Source organism: Streptomyces sp. NBC_01224, assembly GCF_036002945.1.
GTDB lineage: Bacteria > Actinomycetota > Actinomycetes > Streptomycetales > Streptomycetaceae > Streptomyces.
On record NZ_CP108529.1, the window covers coordinates 6352945 to 6374614 of the forward strand.

The 21670-nt window shown below is 71.0% G+C and carries 17 protein-coding genes and 1 riboswitch; of the genes, 4 read left to right on the plus strand and 13 right to left on the minus strand.

All coding sequences use genetic code 11. From position 1 onward, the window contains the following. Window positions 1-4: 4 nt before the first annotated feature. Together OG609_RS28610 and OG609_RS28615 are read right to left on the minus strand one after the other, a co-directional pair. The gene (locus OG609_RS28610) at window positions 5-667 is read right to left on the minus strand and encodes an HAD-IA family hydrolase (RefSeq protein ID WP_327275454.1); all 663 of its coding nucleotides are present in this window, start codon (window positions 665-667) and stop codon (window positions 5-7) included. Window positions 668-833: 166 nt separating this feature from the next. Beyond that, window positions 834-1940 carry a peptidoglycan-binding domain-containing protein gene (locus OG609_RS28615; protein ID WP_442818014.1) on the minus strand — a complete coding sequence of 369 codons (1107 nt, stop codon included), beginning with the start codon at window positions 1938-1940 and terminating at the stop codon, window positions 834-836. Window positions 1941-2148: 208 nt separating this feature from the next. Here OG609_RS28615 and OG609_RS28620 point away from each other — a divergent pair, with 208 nt between their 5' ends. Next, window positions 2149-4200, plus strand: coding sequence for an MFS transporter (locus tag OG609_RS28620; protein WP_327275456.1), 2052 nt, complete (start codon window positions 2149-2151; stop codon window positions 4198-4200). 48 nt (window positions 4201-4248) lie between these two features. Here the strand turns inward: OG609_RS28620 and OG609_RS28625 are convergent, their stop codons facing one another. Continuing rightward, window positions 4249-4725, minus strand: coding sequence for a GNAT family N-acetyltransferase (locus tag OG609_RS28625; protein WP_327275457.1), 477 nt, complete (start codon window positions 4723-4725; stop codon window positions 4249-4251). 135 nt (window positions 4726-4860) lie between these two features. Then, window positions 4861-5955: a DUF2330 domain-containing protein gene (locus tag OG609_RS28630; RefSeq protein ID WP_327278214.1), complete on the minus strand. Its 1095-nt coding sequence runs from the start codon at window positions 5953-5955 to the stop codon at window positions 4861-4863. 334 nt (window positions 5956-6289) lie between these two features. On the opposite strand from OG609_RS28630, the gene OG609_RS28635 reads away from it, so the two are divergent. Continuing rightward, window positions 6290-8326, plus strand: coding sequence for a bifunctional glycosyltransferase 87/phosphatase PAP2 family protein (locus tag OG609_RS28635; protein ID WP_327275458.1), 2037 nt, complete (start codon window positions 6290-6292; stop codon window positions 8324-8326). A 121-nt stretch (window positions 8327-8447) separates the two neighbouring features. Here OG609_RS28635 and OG609_RS28640 read toward each other — a convergent pair whose 3' ends face one another. Together OG609_RS28640 and OG609_RS28645 are read right to left on the minus strand one after the other, a co-directional pair. Then, a complete protein-coding gene (locus OG609_RS28640) occupies window positions 8448-9434 on the minus strand; it encodes an AEC family transporter (protein ID WP_327275459.1) in 987 nt (328 codons plus the stop codon). Between the two features lie 480 nt (window positions 9435-9914). Then, window positions 9915-11192, minus strand: coding sequence for a cytochrome P450 (locus OG609_RS28645; protein ID WP_327275460.1), 1278 nt, complete (start codon window positions 11190-11192; stop codon window positions 9915-9917). 282 nt (window positions 11193-11474) lie between these two features. On the opposite strand from OG609_RS28645, the gene OG609_RS28650 reads away from it, so the two are divergent. Next, window positions 11475-12644 carry a steroid 3-ketoacyl-CoA thiolase gene (locus OG609_RS28650; protein ID WP_327275461.1) on the plus strand — a complete coding sequence of 390 codons (1170 nt, stop codon included), beginning with the start codon at window positions 11475-11477 and terminating at the stop codon, window positions 12642-12644. Between the two features lie 109 nt (window positions 12645-12753). Further along, window positions 12754-14037 (plus strand): alpha/beta hydrolase, encoded by a 1284-nt coding sequence (locus OG609_RS28655; protein WP_327275462.1) that lies wholly within the window; start codon window positions 12754-12756, stop codon window positions 14035-14037. Window positions 14038-14117: 80 nt separating this feature from the next. On the opposite strand, the gene OG609_RS28660 is transcribed toward OG609_RS28655, so the two are convergent. The 7 genes from OG609_RS28660 to OG609_RS28690 all read right to left on the minus strand — a co-directional run bounded on the left by OG609_RS28660 (window position 14118) and on the right by OG609_RS28690 (window position 21392). Next, window positions 14118-14732, minus strand: coding sequence for a hypothetical protein (locus tag OG609_RS28660; protein WP_327275463.1), 615 nt, complete (start codon window positions 14730-14732; stop codon window positions 14118-14120). A gap of 260 nt (window positions 14733-14992) precedes the next feature. Continuing rightward, entirely contained in the window at window positions 14993-15433 is a 441-nt protein-coding gene (locus OG609_RS28665) for a transglycosylase SLT domain-containing protein (RefSeq protein WP_327275464.1), read from the minus strand. A gap of 320 nt (window positions 15434-15753) precedes the next feature. Further along, window positions 15754-16572, minus strand: a complete 819-nt coding sequence (locus OG609_RS28670) for an ECF transporter S component (protein WP_327275465.1) — start codon at window positions 16570-16572, stop codon at window positions 15754-15756. Continuing rightward, window positions 16569-18287: an ABC transporter ATP-binding protein gene (locus OG609_RS28675; protein ID WP_327275466.1), complete on the minus strand. Its 1719-nt coding sequence runs from the start codon at window positions 18285-18287 to the stop codon at window positions 16569-16571. Before OG609_RS28675 ends, OG609_RS28670 begins: the two co-directional genes overlap by 4 nt. Further along, entirely contained in the window at window positions 18284-19438 is a 1155-nt protein-coding gene (locus tag OG609_RS28680) for an energy-coupling factor transporter transmembrane protein EcfT (RefSeq protein ID WP_327275467.1), read from the minus strand. The genes OG609_RS28675 and OG609_RS28680 overlap by 4 nt, the downstream gene beginning before the upstream one ends. Then, on the minus strand, window positions 19435-20121 hold the full coding sequence (locus OG609_RS28685; RefSeq protein WP_327275468.1) for an SCO2322 family protein: 687 nt from the start codon (window positions 20119-20121) through the stop codon (window positions 19435-19437). The genes OG609_RS28680 and OG609_RS28685 overlap by 4 nt, the downstream gene beginning before the upstream one ends. Further along, window positions 20118-21392, minus strand: a complete 1275-nt coding sequence (locus tag OG609_RS28690) for a prenyltransferase/squalene oxidase repeat-containing protein (RefSeq protein WP_327275469.1) — start codon at window positions 21390-21392, stop codon at window positions 20118-20120. Before OG609_RS28690 ends, OG609_RS28685 begins: the two co-directional genes overlap by 4 nt. A 112-nt stretch (window positions 21393-21504) precedes the next feature. Next, window positions 21505-21642, minus strand: a riboswitch (cobalamin riboswitch). Window positions 21643-21670: the final 28 nt, after the last annotated feature.

Sequence of the window (21670 nt, forward strand, 5' to 3'; positions counted from 1 at the left end):
CCGGCTATCGCGCGCTGATGTGCAGCCGGATCGAACCGTCGGCCGCCGCTTCCACCCGGAGCTGAGTCAGGTCCTCGACGTGCGCGTCGGGCGAGAGTGCCGCGGCCCGCGGGCCGACGCCCACGACACGCATGCCCGCCGCCCGGCCGGCCGCGATGCCCGCCTCCGAGTCCTCGAAGACGACGCAGTCCGCCGGGGCGAAGCCCAGCTCGGCCGCGCCCTTGAGGAAGCCCTCGGGGTCCGGCTTGCTCGCGCCGACGCTCTCGGCGGTGACGCGCGTGACCGGCATCCGGAGTCCGGACGCGGTCATCCGGGTCCGGGCCAGCGCCTCGTCGGCCGAGGTGACCAGGGCGTGCGGGAGCCCGGCGATCGCGTCCATGAAGGCGGGTGCGCCGGCGATCGGGACGACGCCGTCGGTGTCGGCGGTCTCCTCGGCGAGCATCACCCGGTTGTCCGCGTAGTTCTGCTCCATCGGACGGTCCGGGAGGAGCACCGCCATGGTGGCGTACCCCTGACGCCCGTGAACCACCTTGAGCGCGGCCTCCGGGTCGAGCCCCTCCCGCAGTGCCCAGCGCCGCCAGCAGCGCTCCACGACGGCGTCGGAGTTCACGAGGGTGCCGTCCATGTCCAGAAGGAGGGCGCGGGCAGTGAGGACGGTGGCCGGCATGGGCGGGCTCCAGGGCGCGGGGGGAAGCAAAGACGCAGGAAAGAGAACAAGCAGCCTCGCCCGCCGGTCAGGGAGTGGCGGGCGGAGGCTACTTTGTTCCATCACGATACAAAAACCTGTCCGGGAAAGCCAATTCCGTCCCGGGCGGGGTCGTCGGGCCGGGTGGTCAGGAGCGTCCCCGGCCCGTCGTCTCCGCCTCCAGGGCGCGGCGCGTGTTGGGGCCGTACACCCCCGACGGGTCGCCCTCGATGGACTTGTACGACTGGTAGACGCTCACGGCGTGCTCGACCTGGCCCGTGAAGTCGCCGTCGTCCCGCCCGTGGAACAGCCAGATCTCCTCCAGCCGGCGTTGCAGCTCGGCCACCGCGGGCCCCTGGTCGCCGAGGCGCAGCGTGGGACCGGCCAGTGAAGCGGGCGGTGCGGACGAGGCCGGACGGCTCGCGTGCGGCGTGGACGCGGAGGACGAGGCGGTGGCCGGCCGTGAGGCGGCGGATGCGGAGGGGGACGGCGAGGTGCTCGCCGAGGGGGACGTGGAGACGGACGTGGACGCGGACGGTGACGTGGAAGCCGGTCCGGAGGATGCGGTCGATGCGGAGGCCGATGCGGAGGCTGATGCCGTCTTCTCCGCCGGGGCGCTCGCCACCATGCTCGGCAGGGGCTGTTCCCCGTCGGCGTCCCCGTTGCCGTTTCTGTCGAACAGCCCGCCCGCGAACGCCGCCGTGCCCACCACCGCGGCCACGGCCGCTCCTACGGCGAGTGCCCCGAAGGGCCGTCGGCGGCGGGGCTGAACGGGATCGTCGGCGGGTGCGAAGGCCGGTGCGAGATGCGGTGCGAGATGCGGTGCGAGGGCCGTGGTGCCGGGGGCTTCGGCCGGCTCGGCGGCGTCCGGCAGCGGACCTGCCGTCGCCGGGCCGAGAAGGAGCGGCATCGTTGTGGCCGCGTCCCCCGCCGGTCGGTGGTGCTGCTCGTCGTCTGCGGCCGGTGTCTCGTCGCCCCCCAGCGTCACGTACGGCCGGATACGCAGCGGATCGAAATCCTCCGCCGCCGCGATCTCCGCCAAGTCGGCCGCCGACCGCTCGGCCCGCTGCTGTTCGGCGGCCCGGTGCTGCTCGGCGGCCCGCTGTGCTGCCCGCTCCCCGCACGCGCAGCCGGAACCGGCCCCGGGTCTTCCGCCCGGCCCCCGGTCCGGCCCCCCGTCCGGTCTTTCACCAGATCTCCGTCTCTCGTCCGGTCTGCTGTCCATACCGCACTCCGGGCACATATGTCCGGTCACTGTGGGCCCCTCCCCTTGAACTGCCTGCGATTATGCAGCCCGCTGCCGGGATGCCCAATGCCGTACCGAAATGCGGTACCCGGTATGAATCCCGCCGCGACACCCGCCGCGGGCCCGTCGCCGCAGGTCCCGGCCCGGTCCCGCTCGGCAGGCCATAACCGTGCGGAACGGCCAGGATGGGGATGTAGCGGATCCGAGGAGATGTTCCATGGCCCAGCATCTGAGCCCCCCGGCCCCGGCCCCCGGCGAGGACCGCTCCACGCGGTCGGTCATGGTGGCCATCGGTGCGCTTCTTTTCGGCATGCTTCTGGCCGCGCTCGACCAGACCATCGTCTCCACCGCGCTGCCGACCATCGTCAGCGACCTCGGCGGTCTGGAACATCTCTCCTGGGTTGTCACGGCCTATCTGCTGGCGTCGACAGCCGCGACGCCGCTCTGGGGCAAGCTGGGCGACCAGTACGGGCGCAAGAAGCTCTTCCAGACCGCCATCGTCATCTTCCTCATCGGCTCGGCGCTCTGCGGCGTCGCCCAGAACATGCCGCAGCTCATCGGCTTCCGGGCCCTTCAGGGCCTCGGCGGAGGCGGCCTCATCGTGCTCTCGATGGCGATCGTCGGGGATATCGTCGCGCCGCGCGAACGAGGCAAGTACCAGGGCCTGTTCGGAGCGGTCTTCGGCGCGACAAGCGTCCTCGGGCCGCTCCTCGGCGGCTTCTTCACCGAGCACCTCAGCTGGCGCTGGGTCTTCTACATCAACCTGCCGATCGGTGTCGTCGCGCTCCTCGTGATCGCCGCCGTGCTGTACATCCCGGTCCGCCGTACGCAGCACATCATCGACTACCTCGGCACCTTCCTCATCGCCTCCGTCGCCACCTGTCTGGTCCTCGTCGCCTCGCTCGGCGGCACCACCTGGGCCTGGGGCTCGGCGCAGATCATCGGTCTCGCCGTCCTGAGCGTGCTGCTGCTGATCACCTTCGTGTACGTGGAGCGCCGCGCCGCGGAGCCCGTTATTCCGCTGAAGCTGTTCCGGATCAGGACCTTCACCCTCGTTGCCGTCATCAGCTTCGTCGTGGGCTTCGCGATGTTCGGCGCGATGACCTATCTGCCGACCTTCCTGCAGGTGGTGCACAACATCACGCCGACGATGTCCGGTGTGCACATGCTTCCGATGGTGCTCGGTCTGCTCCTCACCTCGACCGTTTCCGGGCAGATCGTCAGCCGCACCGGCCGCTGGAAGGTCTTCCCGATCGCGGGCACCGGCATCACCGCGATCGGACTGCAGCTCCTGCACCGGCTCACGGAGACCAGCAGCACCCTGGAGATGAGCATCTACTTCTTCGTCTTCGGTGCCGGGCTCGGCCTGGTGATGCAGGTCCTGGTGCTGGTCGTGCAGAACGCCGTCACGTACGAGGATCTCGGCGTCGCCACGTCCGGAGCCACCTTCTTCCGCTCCATCGGCGCCTCGTTCGGTGTCGCCGTCTTCGGCACGATCTTCACGAACCGGCTCATCGACAAACTGGGCGCGGCGCTCGCCGGCCGCTCCCTGCCCCCGGGGGTCAGTGCCGACGGGCTGGCCGCCGACCCGCGCGCCATCGGCCGGCTGCCACCCGGGCTGCGGCCCTCGGTGCTCCACGCGTACTCGACCTCGATCACCGATGTGTTCGTGTACGCGGCACCCGTCGTCCTGGTCGCCTTCGTCTTCGCGTGGTTCCTCAAGGAGGACAAGCTGCGCGGCTCGGTGACCGCGCCGGAGCCCACCGAGACCCTGGCGTCGAACCCGGTCGAGCGGTCCTCGTACGACGAATGCGCCCGGGCCCTCTCGGTGCTCGCCACCCGCGCGGGGCGCCGCAAGATCTACGAGGAGATCACCAAGAGGGCGGGGTACGACCTGCTGCCCGCGGCGAGCTGGATGCTGCTGCGCATAGCCCGGCACGGCACGGTCGAACCGGCCATGCTCGCCGAGGTCGCCCCGGTGCCGCTACGGGTGGTCACCGAGGCAGCGCGTCAGCTGGAGGAGCGCGGACTGGTCCGGCGTGAAGGCGTACAGCTGGTGCTCACCGAGACCGGCGCGGAAGTGGTGGTGAAGCTCGCGGAGGCCCGTGAGGAATCGATGGCCGAACTGCTGGGCGACTGGTGGGGGCCGGAACGGCCGACTGACCTGGTCAAACTCGTGGCGGAGCTGACCGCCGAGACGAACGGGTCGAGCAAGGAGCGGCCGCACAGGCCCGAGCCGGTGCGGGACCATGCGGCCCGACCCGGGTGAGCCGCTTCGGCGGACACCTCCCGCGCCTCCTGCAAGCTCCCGCTCCCGCTACAGCTCCTTGGCGAACCAGTGCTCCGCGTACTGCCGCCGGTGGAACGCCGGAACCTCCCGATAGCCGTGCTTGGCGTACAGCCCCCGTGCCTCGACCAGGTCATTGCGGGTGTCGAGCCTGACCGTGCGTACGCCGAAGGCGCGCGCCGCGCTCTCGACGGCCGCCAGGAGCAGCCCGCCGCCGCCCGTACCGCGGTGTTCGGGACGTACGAACACCCGGGTCAGCTCCGCGATGTCCGCGTCCACCACCAGCAGTCCGGCGCAGGCCGCCGGCTTCCCCTCGAACCGGCCGACGACGAATTGGCCGGTGGGCGCAGCGAGCCGCTCGGCGCCGTCGTCGGTGAGCCCCTCGGCGATCTCCTCGGCGGTCGCGGGCCGCCCCCAGTAGCGGCTGGCGACCTCGTCGTAATAGTCGCGACGCAGCAGCGCGGCGTCGGGGGAGTCGAAGGGTTCGAAGGCCACGGTCCAGGTCATGCCGGTCATTCTGACTTGATCACGACAGAGGAGCGAACGGATTGGCCTGCTCGGCAGGGAGCAACGAACGGATCGGTGGAGCCGGCGCTTCACTCCGCACGCAAGCGTTCGGATTACGGCAAGCGGCCCCGGCGCTCACCCCAGTGGCGGCGGAACCATGACCGGCGGCGGGGGAACCACCGGCCGGTGCCGTCGGACCCGCAGTACCAGCAGCACCACCGCGGCCACCAGCAGTACGGCCCCGAGCAGCGACAGCACCCAGACGGGGACACCGCCCACGGTCAGCAGCCTGTCCGTGTACACCATGGTCCGGTACGGGGTGTCGGCCTCGACCGCGCGCAGTTCATGATCGCCGTCGATCCGCTCCGGATGCGGGAAGGACTGCTCGATCGCGGTGACGAACACCGGCTTCCTGCCCGTCACCTCCTCCAGCGCTCCGGTGTCGTCCTGTACCGACCGGGGGTCGATCCGGCCCGCGTACGTCACCTGCGGCGCATTGCCGCCGATCGCGTCGCGCGGCTCCATCCGGTGCGCCGCCAGGACGTACAGGCCCAGCTGTTGCGGCGTCGAGGCGAGCTTCGACAGCCGCATCGGGTAGACCAGCCGGTCGCTGGCGAAGCGCAGCCTCAGCGGATCGAGGTCGCCGCCGAGGGGACTGTTCCTGTCCCGGGGAGCGAGACGGATCGCGACATACTCCCACTTCTGGTCGACATAGGGCTTCAGCGCCGTCGCCAGCCGGTCGGGCAGCTCGAAGCCGTTGTCCTGCAGCCATTGCTGCAGCGCCTCGGGGTCGGTCGCTGCCAGCCGCGCCACATCGAACGGGCCGAGCCGTTCCCGGCCCACCACCTCGACCGGCGGCGCGGCGCTCGAAGGGGCCCCGGCTCCGTCCGCGCCGTTGCCCGAACCGGCGAACGGCCAGTCGTCGGAGCGCGGCCAGAAGTAGTGCCTGGTCGCCTGCACCGGCGCGGTGAGGGTGGCGAGCTCGGAGAAGAGCGACGGATCACCGAGCTCCACGGTCGCCCGGTGCGGCACCGGCATGATCCAGGCGGCCTCGGGGGAGTCCCCGCGGACCGTGAGCCGCATGACGATCTGCTCGGTACGACCGTCCCAGTCCACCACCGACGTCTCCCGGTCGACCGAGACCTGGGTCGCCCTGCTCGGGACCATCGCCCCGCAGCCACAGGCGTAAGCCGGGCTGATCAGCGATCCCAGCTGCAGCGACACCAGCATCAGCAGTAGCGACAGCGCACGCACCACCCACGCGCGCCCCTCACCCCGCACGCTCCGCATCCCCCCTGCGTACCGCATGTCCCGTCTTCCTCCCCGCGATCGACGAACACGGGAGAGGACGTGGGAACCACCGGTCCGGTTCCGGCGCCGAGGCCCGGCCGGCAGGCCCTTCAGCCGTTCTTTCGGAAAAAAGGATGATGACAGTCAGGCGAAGAGGGGGTTGATTGTGTCTACCTCGTAGCGCAATGCGAAGGTTTCACAGCACGCCCAGGTCGAGGGACGGGCACGGAAACAGCGGGAGGGTCGGCGCAGCGTGGCGAATGCGGAGCACAGTATGCGCGGAAATGCGGCGACGGGGACGAGGACCGGGGCTGCCCGGGCTCTGCTCTGGCTGGTTGTGGCCGCACTGGCCGTACGGCAGATGGCGGTGGTGCTACGGCAACCGCCGGGCGAACGGCTCACCGATCTGGAGACCTGGATCGGTGAGAACGGTGTCCTGCATGTGACGGGCTCGCTGTACGACAGCGACCGGTTCACCGGCACCCCGTTCGCCGGGCTGGTGCTGAAGCCGCTGACCCGGACCGCCGAACAGAGCCTGGGCGTCGCCTGGACCTTCGGTTCGCTGCTGCTCGTCGCCGCCCTCGGCATCATCGCCGCCCGCGCACTGCCGGGCCCGGTCACCCGCCGCACCTCACTGCTGGCCGCCCCCGTCGCGATCAGCCTGCTGATGCTCTCCCTGCCGGTCCGAAACGCACTCAACCTGGGGCAGACGAGCATCCTGCCGGTCCTGCTGGTACTGCTGGCCTGTTTCGCGGTCCGCGGGGAACGCGCCTCGGGCCTCCTGATCGGGCTCGCGGCCGCGCTCCAGCCGACCGTGCTGCTCTTCGCGGTCCTGCTCTGGTTCACCGGCCGCCGGCAGGCGGCGTTGACCGGCACCGCCGCGTTCGCCGCCTGCACCGCGCTTGCCTGGGCCGCGATGCCGCACGACTCGTGGACCTACTGGGTGCACCATGTCGCGGGCGCCGGGCTCGGCGACAACGCGGACAGCCTGGCCAACCAGTCCCTGCACGGCGCGCTGCTCCGATTCGGCCTGGAGGGCCCGCTCGAGATCGCGCTGTTCGTGGTGCTGGCGGCCGCCGTCTGCTACCTCGGACTGCGCCGCGCCGTACGGTACGCACGCGACGGGCAACTGCTGCTCGCCGTCGCCGTGACCGGCTGCGTCGCCGTCGCCGTCTCACCCACCGCCTGGCAACACCAGCTGCTGTGGGTGCTGCTCGCCGTGGTCGGCCGTGTCGGCAAGCGGGCCTCCGACCGGCTGGTGTGGCCGGCCGTCGTGGTGCTCGTGCTCACACTGCCGGGGAAGATGCTGCTGCCGAACACGGCGGTGGTCTTCCCCATACGCGACAACGTGCTGCTGATCGCGGCGCTCGGCGCGGCCTGCGCCGCACCGTTCCTGCCGCGCACCTCGCCGTACTGGCAACACCCGGTCCCGACGGACCACGCGGCCCCGGTCGCGGCCCGCTGGGGACGCGTCCCCCTGCTGCCGTTCTGGCGGCGGGTGCTCAGCCGGCCCAATCTGCTGCTGGAACTGCTTCTGATCAGGGTCGTGTACTCCGCTTACTCACATGTCAGACTCGCGGCGACGGCCGGCCGCGCCACCGCCGAACACCACGGCCGGCAGGTCCACTCCCTCGAACAGTGGCTGCACATCGACATCGAGCACTGGGCCAACCACGCGGTCGTCGAGGTCCCCTGGCTGCGGGGCTTCTTCGACTACTACTACTCGACGTTCCACTTCATCGTGCCGCTGGCGATTCTCGGTGTGCTGTACGTACGACGCCCCGCGGACTACCGCTGGGTCCGCAGCTCCATAGGCTTCGCCACGATCCTCGGGCTGGTCGGCTTCTGGCTCTACCCGCTGGCCCCGCCGCGGCTGATGCCGGGACTCGGTTTCATAGACACGGTCCATGGCGTGCAGGACTTCGCGAAGCCGGACTACGGAACGCTGACCTCGATGACCAATCAGTACGCGGCGATGCCCTCGCTGCACTTCGGCTGGTCGCTCTGGTGCGGTGTGGTCATCGTCATGCTGGCCCCGAAGATGTGGATGAAGGCGCTGGGGCTGCTGCACCCGCTGTTCACGGTCTCCGCGATCGTGGCCACGGCCAATCACTGGGTGCTGGACGCGGTGGGCGGCGCGGTCGTCGTCGCGCTCGGCTTCGGGCTGACCTACGTACTGTCGGGGCCGCGGAGGCTGCGGCTGCCGGCCGTGCCTGCGGCGGCGAAGCCGCAGGACGGGATCGCGGTGCCGGTGCCGGTGCCGGTTCAGAGGTCGACCGACGATGCGGTGAGCAGCAAGCAGCACCAGTGACACGGAGCCCGTGAGGGGCGGAAGGGGTGCCGGGACGAACACATCGTCCCGGCACCCCTTCGGCATGGATCGCCGCGTGACCAGCGTCCGCCCATCGGCCCCGGTCCGCCACTCGAACGGCTCAGGGGCCGGTCGTCCCGAGCGCCCAGGTGGCAAAGGACAGCGTGGCCATGGACACCACCGTCGAGGCCACCACGGAGTTGCGGGCCACGCGGGTGTCCAGGCCGTACTGCTGGGCGTAGATGAAGGCGTTCTGAGCGGTCGGCAGCGCGGAACAGAGCACGACGGCCATCAACTGGTGGTCCGGCAGATGCAACAGCGGGCCGCCGACGACGAAGGCGATCAGGGGCTGGACCAGCGTCTTGAGGGCGACCGTCACAACGACCTCCGCACGCTTCGTACGCACCGTGGACTCGGCAGGCCCCGTGTGCTCCGTCGGACCGTCGGCCGCCGGACGGCCGTTCAGGGACAGGCCCAGTGTGATCAGGGCCGTCGGCACGGCGGCGGCGCCGAGCAGGTCGCAGGAGTGGGCGAGGGCGTGCGGCAGCCGCAGTCCGAGTGCGGAGACGACGACACCCAGCAACGAGGCCATGATGATGGGGTTGCGGACCGGCATGGTCAGCATCCGCCGGAGCACGACGCCCTTTCCGGAGCCCGTGCCCGTGCCCGTGCCCGTGTCCAGCAGTGTCAGGATCACCGGGGAGACCAACAGCACCTGGAACAGGATGATCTGGGCGACGAACGACGCGTCGCCGAGCACCTGGACCGCCACCGGAATACCGAGATTCGCGGAGTTGACGTAGCCGGACGCCATGCTGCCGATCGCCCGGTCGGCCGTGCCGCGGCCGAAGAGGCGGCCGGCCGCCACGAAGCCGAGGCCGCAGACCAGTGCCGTACCCGCCGCGAAGGCCACCATCGAGGAGTTGGCGAAGGCGGCCGGCCGTGCCCCGGAAACCATGGTGAACAGGGCGGCGGGCATCGCCACATGGAAGACGAACCGGCCGAGCACGGCGTCTGCCTGTTCGCCGAGGAGACCGCTGCGACCGACCGCGTAACCGATGGCCGTGAGCGTCCAGATGGGGGCGAAAGCGGAGAGCAGGGCGTGCATGCCCGCCATCATCCTCGCGCTGTTGTACGCGTCCCGCGCTGGGGTTCGGGGTTTACAACTGCTGGTCCAGTACCTTGTTTGGCGAACATGGACACGATTGAGTGAACGGTGTTCTGGTCTGTGGGTGTGCCTGGCGGGGTGTGCGTAACGTGTGTGAAGCGATCTGGGGCGCCGGGTGTGGCGTCAGCAGTCGGGGCCCCCCTATCACCAGAGAGATGGTTCGGGGCCTCCCCGTCGCCTCTGGCCGCACCCACATGGCCAGGTCGTAGGGATTCCGCCCACCTGGGACGGACCGCATACGTGATATGCGTCGCCGCCCGGGGCGAGAAAGCGGAGGACCAGTGCGCCCAACACCGTTCGGGGCGTACCGGTGAGACAGGACTCACTCCTGCTCACCGCCCAGGAACGGTTTGTCGGTACGGACGGCGGGGGCCGGGGCGTGAGGGGGAGGCCCCCGCCGTCCGAAGCTGCCGGAAGCGGTCAGCTCCCGGCGGTACCGACGCCCGCGGTGCTCGCGGCGGTGCTGACCTGAAGCTGCTTGATCCCGTTGAGCCATGCCGAGCGCAGCCGCCGCGGGTCGCCGACCAGCCGCAGGTCCGGCAGCACATCCGCGATCGCGTTGAAGATCAGGTTGATCTCCATCACGGCAAGGGACTTACCGAGGCAGAAGTGCGGACCGCCGCCGCCGAAGCCGAGGTGGGGGTTGGGATCGCGGGAGATGTCGAAGGCCTCCGGGTTCTCGAAGACCTCGGGGTCGTTATTGGCCGAGGAGTAGAACAGCCCGACCCTGTCACCCTTCTTGATCTGCTGCCCGCCCAGCTCGGCGTCCTGAGTGGCCGTCCGCTGGAAGGAGACCACAGGGGTGGCCCAGCGGACGATCTCCTCGGCGGTCGTCTCCGGCCGCTCGCGCTTGTAGAGCTCCCACTCGTCGGGGTGGGTGAGGAAGGCGTGCATGCCGTGGCTGATGGCGTTGCGGGTGGTCTCGTTCCCGGCGACGGCGAGCAGGATCACGAAGAAGCCGAACTCGTCGGAGGAGAGGTTCCCTTCGCCCTCCGCGGCGACCAGTTGGGAGACGATGTCCTTGGCCGGGCACTCCTTGCGGGCGGCCGCCAGATTCATCGAGTACGAGACGATCTCCATGGCCGCCTCGGTGCCGACCTCCTCGGTGATCGCGTACTCGGGATCGTCGTACGCGGCCATCTTGTTGGACCAGTCGAAGATCCTGGACCGGTCCTCCTGCGGTACGCCGATGAGCTCCGCGATGGCCTGGAGCGGCAGTTCGACGGCGATGTTGGTGACGAAGTCGAACGAACCGTCGTCGCCTGCGGCGGCGAGAGCGTTCTCGACGATCTGGCGGGCGCGGTCGCGAAGGGCCTGTTCCAGGGAGCGTATCGCCCGGGGTGTGAACCCCCGCTGGACGATCTGCCGGACCCGGGTGTGCTCGGGCGGGTCCATGTTCAGCATGATCAGCTTCTGGACCTCGATCTGGTCGCGGCTGATCGACTCGTTGAACCGGATGACCGCGGTGTTGGTGTTCGAGGAGAACAACTCGGGATGGGTGGAGACGTACTTGACGTCCGCGTGCCGGGTGACGACCCAGTAGCCCTCGTCGTCGAAGCCGGAGATACCGGCCGGCTGGGTGCACCACCAGACCGGTGCGGTCTGCCGCATCTGTGCGAACTCCGGGTGCGGAATGCGGGCTTGGAGCAGATCGGGATCGGTGAAGTCGAACCCTTCGGGCAGATGGGGGCAGGGCATCGGCAACTCCAGGTCGGGCCGAGAGTCGCCCGAACGATGTCTGACGACCCATCAGAAGTTGCCCGAAAGGTAGTAACGAGTTCTACAACTGGCAAGAGGGGTGGCCCGATCTGTTGCGTGAAGAGTGGGTGAGGCAGGCATGAAGCGGGCGCAAGGTGCGTGCAAGACCCTTGCGTACCCGGGGTAAGCCCCACAAGACTGCCTACAGAACTAGAACGCGTACTAGTTCCCCTCCGCGGGCGCCGGGACGCCCCTGCGGAAGTGCGAGGAGAGGACGAGCTCATGGCCGCGGAACCCGTCATCGTCGAAGCCGTACGCACCCCCATCGGCAAGCGCGGAGGCGCGCTCGCCAATCTGCACCCCGCCTATCTGCTGGGCGAGACCTACCGAGAACTCCTCGGCCGCACCGGCATCCACGCCGACTGCGTCGAACAGATCGTCGGCGGTACGGTCACCCACGCCGGGGAGCAGTCCATGAACCCGGCACGCAACGCCTGGCTCACCGTGGGCCTTCCGTACGAGACCGCCGCCACCACTGTGGACTGTCAGTGCGGCTCCTCGCAGCAGGCCTCCCACATGGTCGCCAACATGGTCGCGGCCGGAGTGATCGACATCGGCATCAGCTGTGGTGTCGAGGCCATGTCGCGGGTGCCGCTGGGCAGCGGCTCCAAGCACGGACCGGGCAAGCCCTGGCCCGACGAGTGGAACGTCGACCTGCCCAACCAGTTCGAGGCGGCCGAGCGCATCGCCCGCAATCGCGGACTCACCCGGGAGAACGTCGACTCGCTCGGGTTGATCTCGCAGGAACGGGCCGCCGTCGCCTGGGCCGAGGAACGGTTCAAACGGGAGACGTACGCGGTCCAGGTGCCGACCACCGAGGAGGAGCAGGCGGCCGGGCAGGGCATGTGGCGTCTGGTCGACCGGGACGAAGGACTGCGGGACACCACGACGGAGGGGCTCGGACGGCTCAAGCCGGTCATGCCCACCGCGATCCACACCGCGGGCAACTCCTCGCAGATATCCGACGGCGCCTGCGCGATCATGTGGGCGTCCAAGCGGATGGCGCGCGCGCTCAAGCTCAAGCCGCGCGCCCGGATCGTTGCGCAGGCACTGGTCGGCTCCGACCCGCACTTCCACCTCGACGGACCGATCGACGCGACCCGCGCGGTGCTCGGCAAGGCCGGGATGTCACTCAAGGACATCGACATCGTCGAGATCAACGAGGCTTTCGCATCAGTGGTGCTGAGCTGGGCCCAGGTCTTCGAGCAGGACCTCGAAAAGGTCAACGTCAACGGCGGAGCCATCGCGCTGGGCCACCCGGTCGGCGCCACCGGGGCCCGGCTGATCACCACGGCCCTGCACGAACTTGAGCGTCGCGACAAGGAGTTCGCGCTGATCACGATGTGCGCGGGCGGAGCGCTGGCGACGGGCACGATCATCCAGCGGCTGTAACGCGGCACTGTGGAGGAAGCCCCCCCGGCCGGGGGTGTTGCCAGATGCACCTTTGGCCGGGGGCCCACGCCGCTACCGGAGCCGCGCGCGGCTGCATAGCGTCGTGGTCATGGACGACAACAGCCGTATGAACCACCCAACTTGGAACACGCGACACCGCGCCACCCGCCGCGGTCTGGCGGCCGCCACCGTTTTGGTCCTCGCCGCACTCGGCACCGCACCGGCCGTGGCCCAACAGTCCACCGGCGCAACCGAGTCGCCCGCCTCAGCCGCGGCGCACGGCAGAGGGGCCCTGCTGGACATCACCCCCGTGGCCGACCTCGGTCGTGCCGACGTCGCCCGCTTCCTCGCCTCCGGAGGGATGGACACCGACACCGTCCGCCACGGCCTGCGGGCCTACCGCCTCACCTACCGCACCATCACCCCGCAGGGCGCACCCACCATCGCCACCGGCCTTCTCGCCCTCCCCAAGGGCGGCCCGCACCGCCTGGACCTGGTCTCCGACACCCACGGCACGATGGCCCACCGCGACTACGCGCCCTCCGTCGGCGAGGACTTCGGCCGCTTCGCGCCCTACCTCCACGCCTCGGCGGGCCGTGCCGTCGCCGCCCCCGACTACCTGGGCCTCGGCAAGGGGCCGGGTCGTCACCCGTACATGGACACCAAGTCCTCCGTCACGGCCTCCGTGGACATGCTGCGGGCCACCCGCACCGCCGCGCTGCGCCTGGACCGCCCGCTCACCGGCGATGTGTACGCCAGTGGCTTCTCCCAGGGCGGCCAGGTCGCGATGGCCCTGGGCAGGGCCCTCGACAACGGCGTCGACCGGCACTTCAGGCTCCGGGCCCTCGCCCCCGTCTCCGGGCCGTACGACATCGAGCACGCCGAGACACCCGGCCTGTTCGACGGCAGCGTCAACGACACCAGCGGCATTTTCTACATGACCTACTTCCTCACCGCACAGAACAGGCTCCACCCGCTCTACAAGGACCCCTCCGAAGTGTTCCGGGAGCCGTACGCGGGAATCGTCGACGACCTCTTCGACACCAACCACACCGAGGAGCAGATCATCCCGGCGCTGCCCGCGACGCTCAAGGAGCTGCTCACCGACGACTACTACCGGCAGGTCCAGCACCCCACCGGCGCACTGCTGGCCGCGGTGCGCGCCCAGGACGGCAACTGCGCCTGGAAGCCGGACGTTCCCGTGCGCCTCTACTCCTCGTCCGGCGACACCGATGTGCCGATCGCCAACGCCCGTAACTGCGCCGCCGATCTGGCCGCACACGGCGTCGAGGCCCCGGTGATCGACCAGGGTTCTGCCGGCCACAACGCCACGTACATGAAGTCGGGGCCGCAGATCGTGCGCTGGTTCGACACGGTCGCCGCGCGGCACTGAACCGTGCGCCCCGGCAGCATGGACCCGGCAGGGACAACGGCCGGGTCCATGCCGCCGGGGCGACGGACGGGTGTGCCCGCTCAGTACGGCACGTGGGTGGGGAAGGTGGTGGTGGGGCCGAAAAGTGCGGCGTACCCGTCCTCGTGCTGGCGGCGGTGCCGCCCGGACCGGCTCACCTCGGCGACCGGGGTCGCGAGCGTGAGCAGTCCGTCGTTGGCGAGCTCCTGAACGCGCATCAGCAGCGCCCGTACGTCCAGACCGAGTTCGGCGGCGACCGTCTGCACGTCGAGGCCGGACTCCCAGCTCCACAGCAGCACGGAATCCATGCTGGGCGACCAGACGACCGTGTTCTCCATCTCGACGGGCGGCAAAGGGGGAGGGGGCGGGGCCGGGGTCGGCGGTGGCGTGTCCAGCGGCGCAACGATCACCTCTTCGTGCGGGTGAGGCACGGGGATCTCGGGTGCGGGTTCGGCCGGTGCTTCCCTCGTCGCTTGCGGGGGTTGGCTCAGGAGTTCCTGGGCAAGGGACCGGGCGTCACCGCGGCCCACCGTGCGTCGCGCTAATCGCACTTCGCGTTCGTTGAGGCCCATCATGTCTGCGATCGAGCCGTCGTCGCCGACTGTGACGGCGAAAGCCGCAAGCGTTCGGCTCCGCTCCGCCTGCGCCTCGTCCAGCAGCGCCTGCGCCAGACGCATGCGTTCGTCGCTGGCGCAGAATGCTTCCGCCAGTACGGCGTTCCGATCCCAGAAATCTCGAGGTTCCACGTACGTGACAACGCTCCGGCGGCTGACGGGAACGGACACCCAAGCAAAATGCGCCTAAATGGACCAACGGGTTATTAAGCTGGCCCAGTTATATGAATGTAGATCGTTTGCCAAGTGTTGACCCGCACCAGGGCGTGACGTAGGCCCCGACCGGTGGTCGGGGCCTACGTGCGAGCTCAGGGGGCGTCGGTTCAGTACCAGTGGTTGGCCTGCCAGAACGACCAGGCGGCGCACGGGCTGCCGTAGCGGGAGTTCATGTAGTCCATGCCCCACTTGATCTGGGTCTTGGCGTTGGTCTTCCAGTCGGAGCCGGCGGAGGCCATCTTCGAGCCGGGCAGGGCCTGGACGAGGCCGTAGGCGCCGGACGAGGCGTTGGTCGCGCTGGGGTTCCAGCCGCTCTCGTGGTGGACGATGTTGCTGAAGCACTGGAACTGTGCGGCGTTGCCGATCATTGACTTCGCCGTGTCCTGCGCGCCTGCCGTGACGGCGGTCGGCGCGGTGGCCGGTGCGGCCATGGCCGGGGTGACGCCGAGGGCCAGGCCGGTGGTGCCGAGGAGTACGGCGGTGCCGGCGACGGCGGACTTGCGGCGGGCGGTGCGGGGCAGGGTGAGGATGTTACAGGCGAACGACACAGGAGTCCTGACGTCGGGTACGGGGGAGTCGCGGGCCGATCCGGATCGTGCGGTGGTGCGGGTGGACCGGCCTCGTCCGACCGCGGTCCGTTTCGGTGGACCAAGCGGTGCTCGGCGACGGGCTCCAGTGTTAGCGGCGCCGTTCGGCCGTGGCAATGACCCCCGATACGAGCCCGCTTCGCACCCGGAGACGGAGGTCTCAAACCGGCTGAATTGCCTCAAAGGTGTTGTAGCAGCTCAGGGGGTATATGGGGTGGTTCGCACCGAGTGGGTGCGGCTACTACCCCGGGTCGTGGAGGGCCAAGGCCCTGTGGGAGGCCTCACTTGCCGGGGGCGTCGAATGTGACCTGGGCCTCGAAGGCGGCGCGGCGGGTGGCCCGGCGCAGCGCCTTCAGCAGCGTCGCGCCGATGGTGAGGGTCAGCACCAGGGTGAGCACGGCCCGGCCCAGGTCCCAGCCGAGCGACGTGGCCGTGCAGTACGCGAGGAAGCGGACCAGGTTCTCCGGCAGCGGGTCACCCGGCTGGAAGGAGATCCCCGAACCGAGTCCGGGCACGATCGTCCAGCCGTACAGGTTCATCACCGTGCCGTACGCGAACGACGCCACGAACCCGTACACCGCGAGCATCACGAGCTCGGCCCGCCCGCGCAGCCGGTCCGGGCCCGGCAGCAGGCCCGCGCCCATCGCGAACCAGCCCATCGACAGCATCTGGAACGGCATCCACGGCCCCACCCCACCGGTGAGCAGCGCGGACGCGAACATCGTCACCGAGCCGAGCACGAAGCCGAAGCCGGGCCCGAGCACCCGGCCGCTCAGCACCATCAGGAAGAACATCGGTTCCAGCCCCGCCGTGCCCGCGCCCAGCGGACGCAGCGCGGCGCCGACCGCGGCCAGCACCCCGAGCATCGCCACCGCCTTCGCGTCGAGACCGGAGTCCGCGATCATCGCGACGACCACGCCGACCAGCAGTGGCAGCAGCGCGGCGAACAGCCACGGCGCGTCCTGGGAGTGCGCCAGACCGGAGTCCGCACCGGCCAGCAGCGGCCAGCCGAACGCGACCACACCGATCGCACTGATGAGGACGAGCGCGGCGATCGCACGCGGCCCGAGACGTACCGGCCGTGTGCCGCGCCCGCTCATGACGTGGCTCCCAGCGCGCCGCGCACCTGCGTCACGGTCAGCCACTCCTGCGGGGCGAGGATCTTCGCGGTCTGCGGGGCGAACGCCGGGGAGGAGACCACCACCTGCCGGGTCTCCCCGTCCGCGACGGTCTCCCCGTCGGCGAGTATCACCACCCGGTGCGCCAGCTCGGCGGCGAGTTCCACATCGTGCGTGGCCAGGACGATCGCATGCCCTTCGGCCGCGAGGCCACGCAGGACCCCTACCAGTCGGGCCTTCGCCGCGTAGTCCAGCCCGCGGGTCGGCTCGTCCAGGAGCAGCAGCGGGGGCCTCGCGGTGAGCACGACGGCCAGGGCGAGCGCGAGGCGCTGCCCCTCGGAGAGATCGCGGGGGTGTGTGTCGTCCGGCACACCGGGCAGCAGCTCGGAGACCAGGGCCCGACAGCTGCCCGCTGTGGCGCCCGCGTCGGCGTCGGCCGCGGCGCACTCGGCGGCGACCGTGTCCGCGTACAGCAGATCGCGTGGTTCCTGCGGTACGAGGCCGACCCGGCGCACCATCTCGCGCGGCGGCGTACGGTGCGGGGTCCGGCCACCGACGAGGACTGTGCCCGTGGTGGGCTCGACCATGCCGACGAGCGCGGCCAGCAGGGTGGACTTGCCCGCACCGTTACGGCCCATCAGGGCGACGGTCTCGCCGGCGGCGACGGTGAGCGTCACCCGGCGCAGCGACTCGACGCGCCCACGCCGTACACCGAGACGCTCGACCCGGGCCGTGGCATCGGCGACGGGCCCGGAAGCGGCGGTGGTGGTCGGTGCGCCGCGGCCCAGCAGCCGGGCGAGGGCGCCGCGCCGCGCGGGGGCGGTGGGCAGCGGGGCCACGGCTGCGCCGGCCGGCGCGGGCGACGGGGCGGGCTGCTGTGCCTGCGCCAGCCGCTCGCGCAGGCCCGCCGCCCGGCGCCGGGCATCGCGGACCGAGAGCGGCAGCGGCTCCCACCCCGCCAGCCGGCCCAGCGCGACGACCGGCGGGTGGACCGGGGAGACGGCCATGATGTCCGCGGGCGAGCCCATGACCGGTGCGGCGCCCGGCGACGGCAGCAGGACGACCTGATCCGCGTACTGCACCACCCGCTCCAGCCGGTGCTCCGCCATCAGGACCGTCGTACCCAGGTCGTGCACCAGCCGTTGCAGCACGGCGAGGACCTCCTCGGCCGCCGCCGGGTCCAGCGCGGACGTCGGCTCGTCGAGGACCAGGACCTTCGGGTGCGGGGTGAGGACCGAGCCGATCGCGACCCGCTGCTGCTGCCCGCCGGAGAGTGTGGCGATCGGCCGGTCGCGCAGCCCGGCCAGGCCCAGTAGATCGAGGGTCTCCTCGACCCGCCGCCGCATCACATCGGGGGCGAGGCCCAGCGACTCCATCCCGTACGCCAGCTCGTCCTCGACCGTGTCGGTGACGAAGTGGGAGAGCGGGTCCTGGCCCACCGTGCCGACCAGATCGGCCAGTTCGCGTGGTTTGTGGGTACGGGTGTCGCGCCCGCCGACGGTGACCCGGCCGCTCAGTGTGCCGCCGGTGAAGTGCGGTACGAGACCGGACACGGCGCCCAGCAGCGTCGACTTGCCGACCCCGGACGGACCGACGAGCAGCACCAACTCGCCCTCGGGAATGGTCAGATCGACCCCGCAGAGGGTGGGGCGCTCCGTCCCCTCGTACTGCACCGAGACGTGCTCGAACCGGATCACTGGCTCTCCTTGGAGTTCGGGGCGCCCACCGGGGGCGGCACGGGCGCCACCACCGCGGGCAGCAGCCCGATCAGCACCGCGGCCGCGGGCCACAGCGGAAGCACCGGTGCGACCAGCGGTACGACCCCGGGGCGCAGCGCCTCCCCGTCGACACCGCCCGCCCAGATCATCGCCACGGCCACCGCGACCCCCGAACCCGCCACCAGCCAGGCCCGCACACCCCACCGGTCGGGCCGGTAGCGGGTACGGACCGAGCGGGCCCCGCCGAGCCGCAGCCCGGCCATCGCGGCGACGAGCCCGGCGATCAGCAGCGGCAGGCCGTACACCGCACCCTGCGCGGCCAGCAGACCGTACGTACCCGCGCACACCCCGAGCAGCCCGCCGAGCGTGAGGACGTTCGTGGTGTGCCGGACGGCGGGCGGGACCTGGGCGGTGCGCCCGTATCCGCGCGCGTCCATCGAGGCCGCCACCGCGACCGACCGCTCCAACGCGCCCTCCAGGACCGGCAGTCCGATCTGGAGGACCGCCTTGATGCCGCCGGTCGGACGGCCACGCAGTCGGCGTGCGGTGCGCAGCCGCGCGACATCGGCGACCATGTTCGGCGCGAACGTCATCGCGACGACGACGGCGACCCCCGCCTCGTACAGCGCACCCGGCAGCGACTTCAGCAGCCGGGCCGGGTTGGCGAGCGAGTTCGCCGCACCGACGCAGATCAGCAGGGTGGCCAGTTTCGCCCCGTCGTACAGCGCGAAGACCAGCTGCTCGGCGGTGACCCGGCCACCGATCCTGACGCCCTTCGCCCAGTCGGGCAGCGGCACCTCGGGGAGTGTGAACACGGGATGCGTACCGGGGATCGGCGAACCGAGAAAGACGGAGAAGACCAGCCGCACACCGACGACGAACAGCCCGATCCTGATGAACGCCCCGTACGAACGGGCCCATGGCGCATCCGTACGGCGCGCCGCGACCACATAGCCCGCCACCCCCACCAACAGGCCGAGCAGCAGCGGATTGGTGGTCCGGGACGCGGCGGTGGCGAGGCCGAGCGCCCACAGCCACCAGGCCCCGGCGGGCAGGGCGTTGCTCCGGGTCGCCCCGGGGGCGCGCAGCGGGCGGCGCAGCCGGACCGGGCCGGTGGTCGAGGCGGTCATCCGCGGCGGCGGCGGGCCTGCACGACTGCGGCTATGCCGAGGAGAACAACGGCGCCGACCCCGACCAGCACCCCGGCGGACGGTCCGCCACCGGAGCCACCGGAGTCCCCCGAGCCGGCGGCGGAATCGGCCGGGGACGCGGATGCGGACGCGGCAGGCGCCTCGTGACCGTTGCCCGAGACCTGTTCACCGCAGCCCGAGCCCGGATAGTCGGATATGGCACAGAGCAGCGCGTCGCTGTTGTAGCGCAGCGGTTTGGCCACCGAGGCGAGCGCCTCCGCGGTGCTCGCGTCCGGGGCGACCCGTGCGCACGCGGTGCGCAGCGAGGGCGGAGTCTGGCCGGTCGGGGCGTCCGCCGCCGTGCCCGGGTCGATGACCAGCGCGACCCGCTTGGTGCCGTCCTCGGCCGGGGTGTCCGCGCAGATCTTCGCGAAACCGGGGGAACGGCGCGGCTTCGCCGAGTCCTGGGAGTCCTCGCTCACGGAGAACCGGAAGCCCTGCACCGCGCCGTCGTCCGGCCGGACCAGGGACGGGCCCTGGGTGGCGTACGTCCAGCCGGTGCCGGAGCCCTCCCAGAACGACCAGTACCGGTACCCGGCCGCCTGAGCCGTCCCCGCGCCGAGCACGGCCAGGACGGCGCCCAGGACCGCCAGGAGAGCGGCGGCCCTTCCCACCCGCCTCACAGCTGCTGGTTCTTCCGGCGGCCGCTGATCAGGAAGCCGGCGCCCGCACCGACGACGAGGCCGATGCCGACGTACCACCACACGCCGCCGATCACGTCGTCCCCGCTGTGGACCTGGTCCTTCTCCGTGGCCACGTACCCGGTGTCGGCGGACGGGTCGGGCGTCGTGATGGCCGCGGGGGCGGGACCGGTCGCGTTCAGCTTGTCGACCAGGTCGACGCCGCCGAAGTCGCGGGCGTCGGCGCCGGTCGCGTGCGCGGCGAGGGCGAGCTGCGCGTAGGCGGCGGGACCGTTCTGCTCGGCCCAGGCCCCGGAGTTCTTCTTCAGCCAGGCCACGGCCTTGGCCGCCTTGTCCTGGTGGCCCGCGGCCGACAGTGCGACGACCGCGTCCGCGGTATTGCCGAAGTCGGGCTGCGGGGTGGAGTCGGTGGCGCCGGGCATCGGCGCCAGGTTGAGATGACCGCTGGTCGCGAGGGCGTCTGCGAGGAAGTGGGCGCCGTTCTGCGCGGCCTGCTCGGGCGTGAGACCGGACCCCGGGTGGCAGCTGGGCGCCTTGACCGCGGCGTTGTTCCCGACGGCCAGGGCCTTGCCCATCGTGCCGAGCACGGCGGCCGCGGTGGCGTCAGCGTTGGCGGCGAGCTTCCCGGCCTTGTCGGGCTGGTAGGCGAAGGCGCCGCCGTCCTTGCTGTCGCACGGGATCGCGAGCCCCAGCAGTGCGTCGTAGGGGGTCTTGCCGCCCGGGGTCGTGATGTCCGCGATCCGCTGGCCCTGCCGGGCAAGGGCGCCGATCACCAGCGAGGTGGAGTTGGCGTCACTGGCCCCGCCCGCGGTGTAGCCCCAGCCGCCGTCCTCGTTCTGTACGGACTTCAGCCAGCGCACCGAGTTGTTCACGGTGTCCCGGTGCCCGCCCACCTCGACGAGCGCCTGGACGGCGGCCGCGGTGGCATTGGTGTCCAGCATGGTCTTCTCGGTGCACGGCTGGGAGACGTCGGGCCGGTACGCGGCGTAGGCGCCGTTGCCGCACTGCTGGGCGATCAGCCAGTCCACCGACTTCGTGGCGGGCGTGACGCCCTCGACCCGCTGAGCGAGGAAGGCCAGCGACTGCCGCCAGACACCGTCGTACGTGGGGTCCTTCGTCCCGTACAGCCCGGCAGGCAGTGCGGCGGACGGCGAGGGCGACGGGGACGGCGCTGCGACCGCGACCGGGGCAGCGGCCGCACAGAGCACGGTGGCGGTGGCGGCGAGCGTTGCTGCGCTGCGGCGTACGGTCATGGCGGGCGGGGCCTCTCCTGCGGGGGAACCGGGCACAGGCACGCTCACGCACCAGGCTCCGGCTCCGTATACCTCGACGGTGCCGACCACCGGGGTTCCGGTGGTGCGAGCCGGTCACGACCGCGGACAGGGCATTCCGACTCACCGTCTCCTACGACGGTTCACGGCTGCGTGGTCAGTGCCGGATTTGCACCGGCTTCCCCCTGAACGGGCATGATGACGACTCGCCCACTGTACCGGGCGCGGTCGGAGCGGTTCCGGGCCGGGAGGAGCGCCAC

Bases quoted from the DNA above. Each gene is read 5' to 3' on its own strand.
- OG609_RS28610 (WP_327275454.1), bottom strand. From the start codon at position 667: ATGCCGGCCACCGTCCTCACTGCCCGCGCCCTCCTTCTGGACATGGAC.
- OG609_RS28620 (WP_327275456.1), top strand. From the start codon at position 2,149: ATGGCCCAGCATCTGAGCCCCCCGGCCCCGGCCCCCGGCGAGGACCGC.
- OG609_RS28625 (WP_327275457.1), bottom strand. From the start codon at position 4,725: ATGACCTGGACCGTGGCCTTCGAACCCTTCGACTCCCCCGACGCCGCG.
- OG609_RS28630 (WP_327278214.1), bottom strand. From the start codon at position 5,955: ATGCTGGTGTCGCTGCAGCTGGGATCGCTGATCAGCCCGGCTTACGCC.
- OG609_RS28635 (WP_327275458.1), top strand. From the start codon at position 6,290: ATGCGCGGAAATGCGGCGACGGGGACGAGGACCGGGGCTGCCCGGGCT.
- OG609_RS28640 (WP_327275459.1), bottom strand. From the start codon at position 9,434: ATGCACGCCCTGCTCTCCGCTTTCGCCCCCATCTGGACGCTCACGGCC.
- OG609_RS28645 (WP_327275460.1), bottom strand. From the start codon at position 11,192: ATGCCCTGCCCCCATCTGCCCGAAGGGTTCGACTTCACCGATCCCGAT.
- OG609_RS28650 (WP_327275461.1), top strand. From the start codon at position 11,475: ATGGCCGCGGAACCCGTCATCGTCGAAGCCGTACGCACCCCCATCGGC.
- OG609_RS28655 (WP_327275462.1), top strand. From the start codon at position 12,754: ATGGACGACAACAGCCGTATGAACCACCCAACTTGGAACACGCGACAC.
- OG609_RS28660 (WP_327275463.1), bottom strand. From the start codon at position 14,732: ATGCGTCTGGCGCAGGCGCTGCTGGACGAGGCGCAGGCGGAGCGGAGC.
- OG609_RS28670 (WP_327275465.1), bottom strand. From the start codon at position 16,572: ATGAGCGGGCGCGGCACACGGCCGGTACGTCTCGGGCCGCGTGCGATC.
- OG609_RS28680 (WP_327275467.1), bottom strand. From the start codon at position 19,438: ATGACCGCCTCGACCACCGGCCCGGTCCGGCTGCGCCGCCCGCTGCGC.
- OG609_RS28690 (WP_327275469.1), bottom strand. From the start codon at position 21,392: ATGACCGTACGCCGCAGCGCAGCAACGCTCGCCGCCACCGCCACCGTG.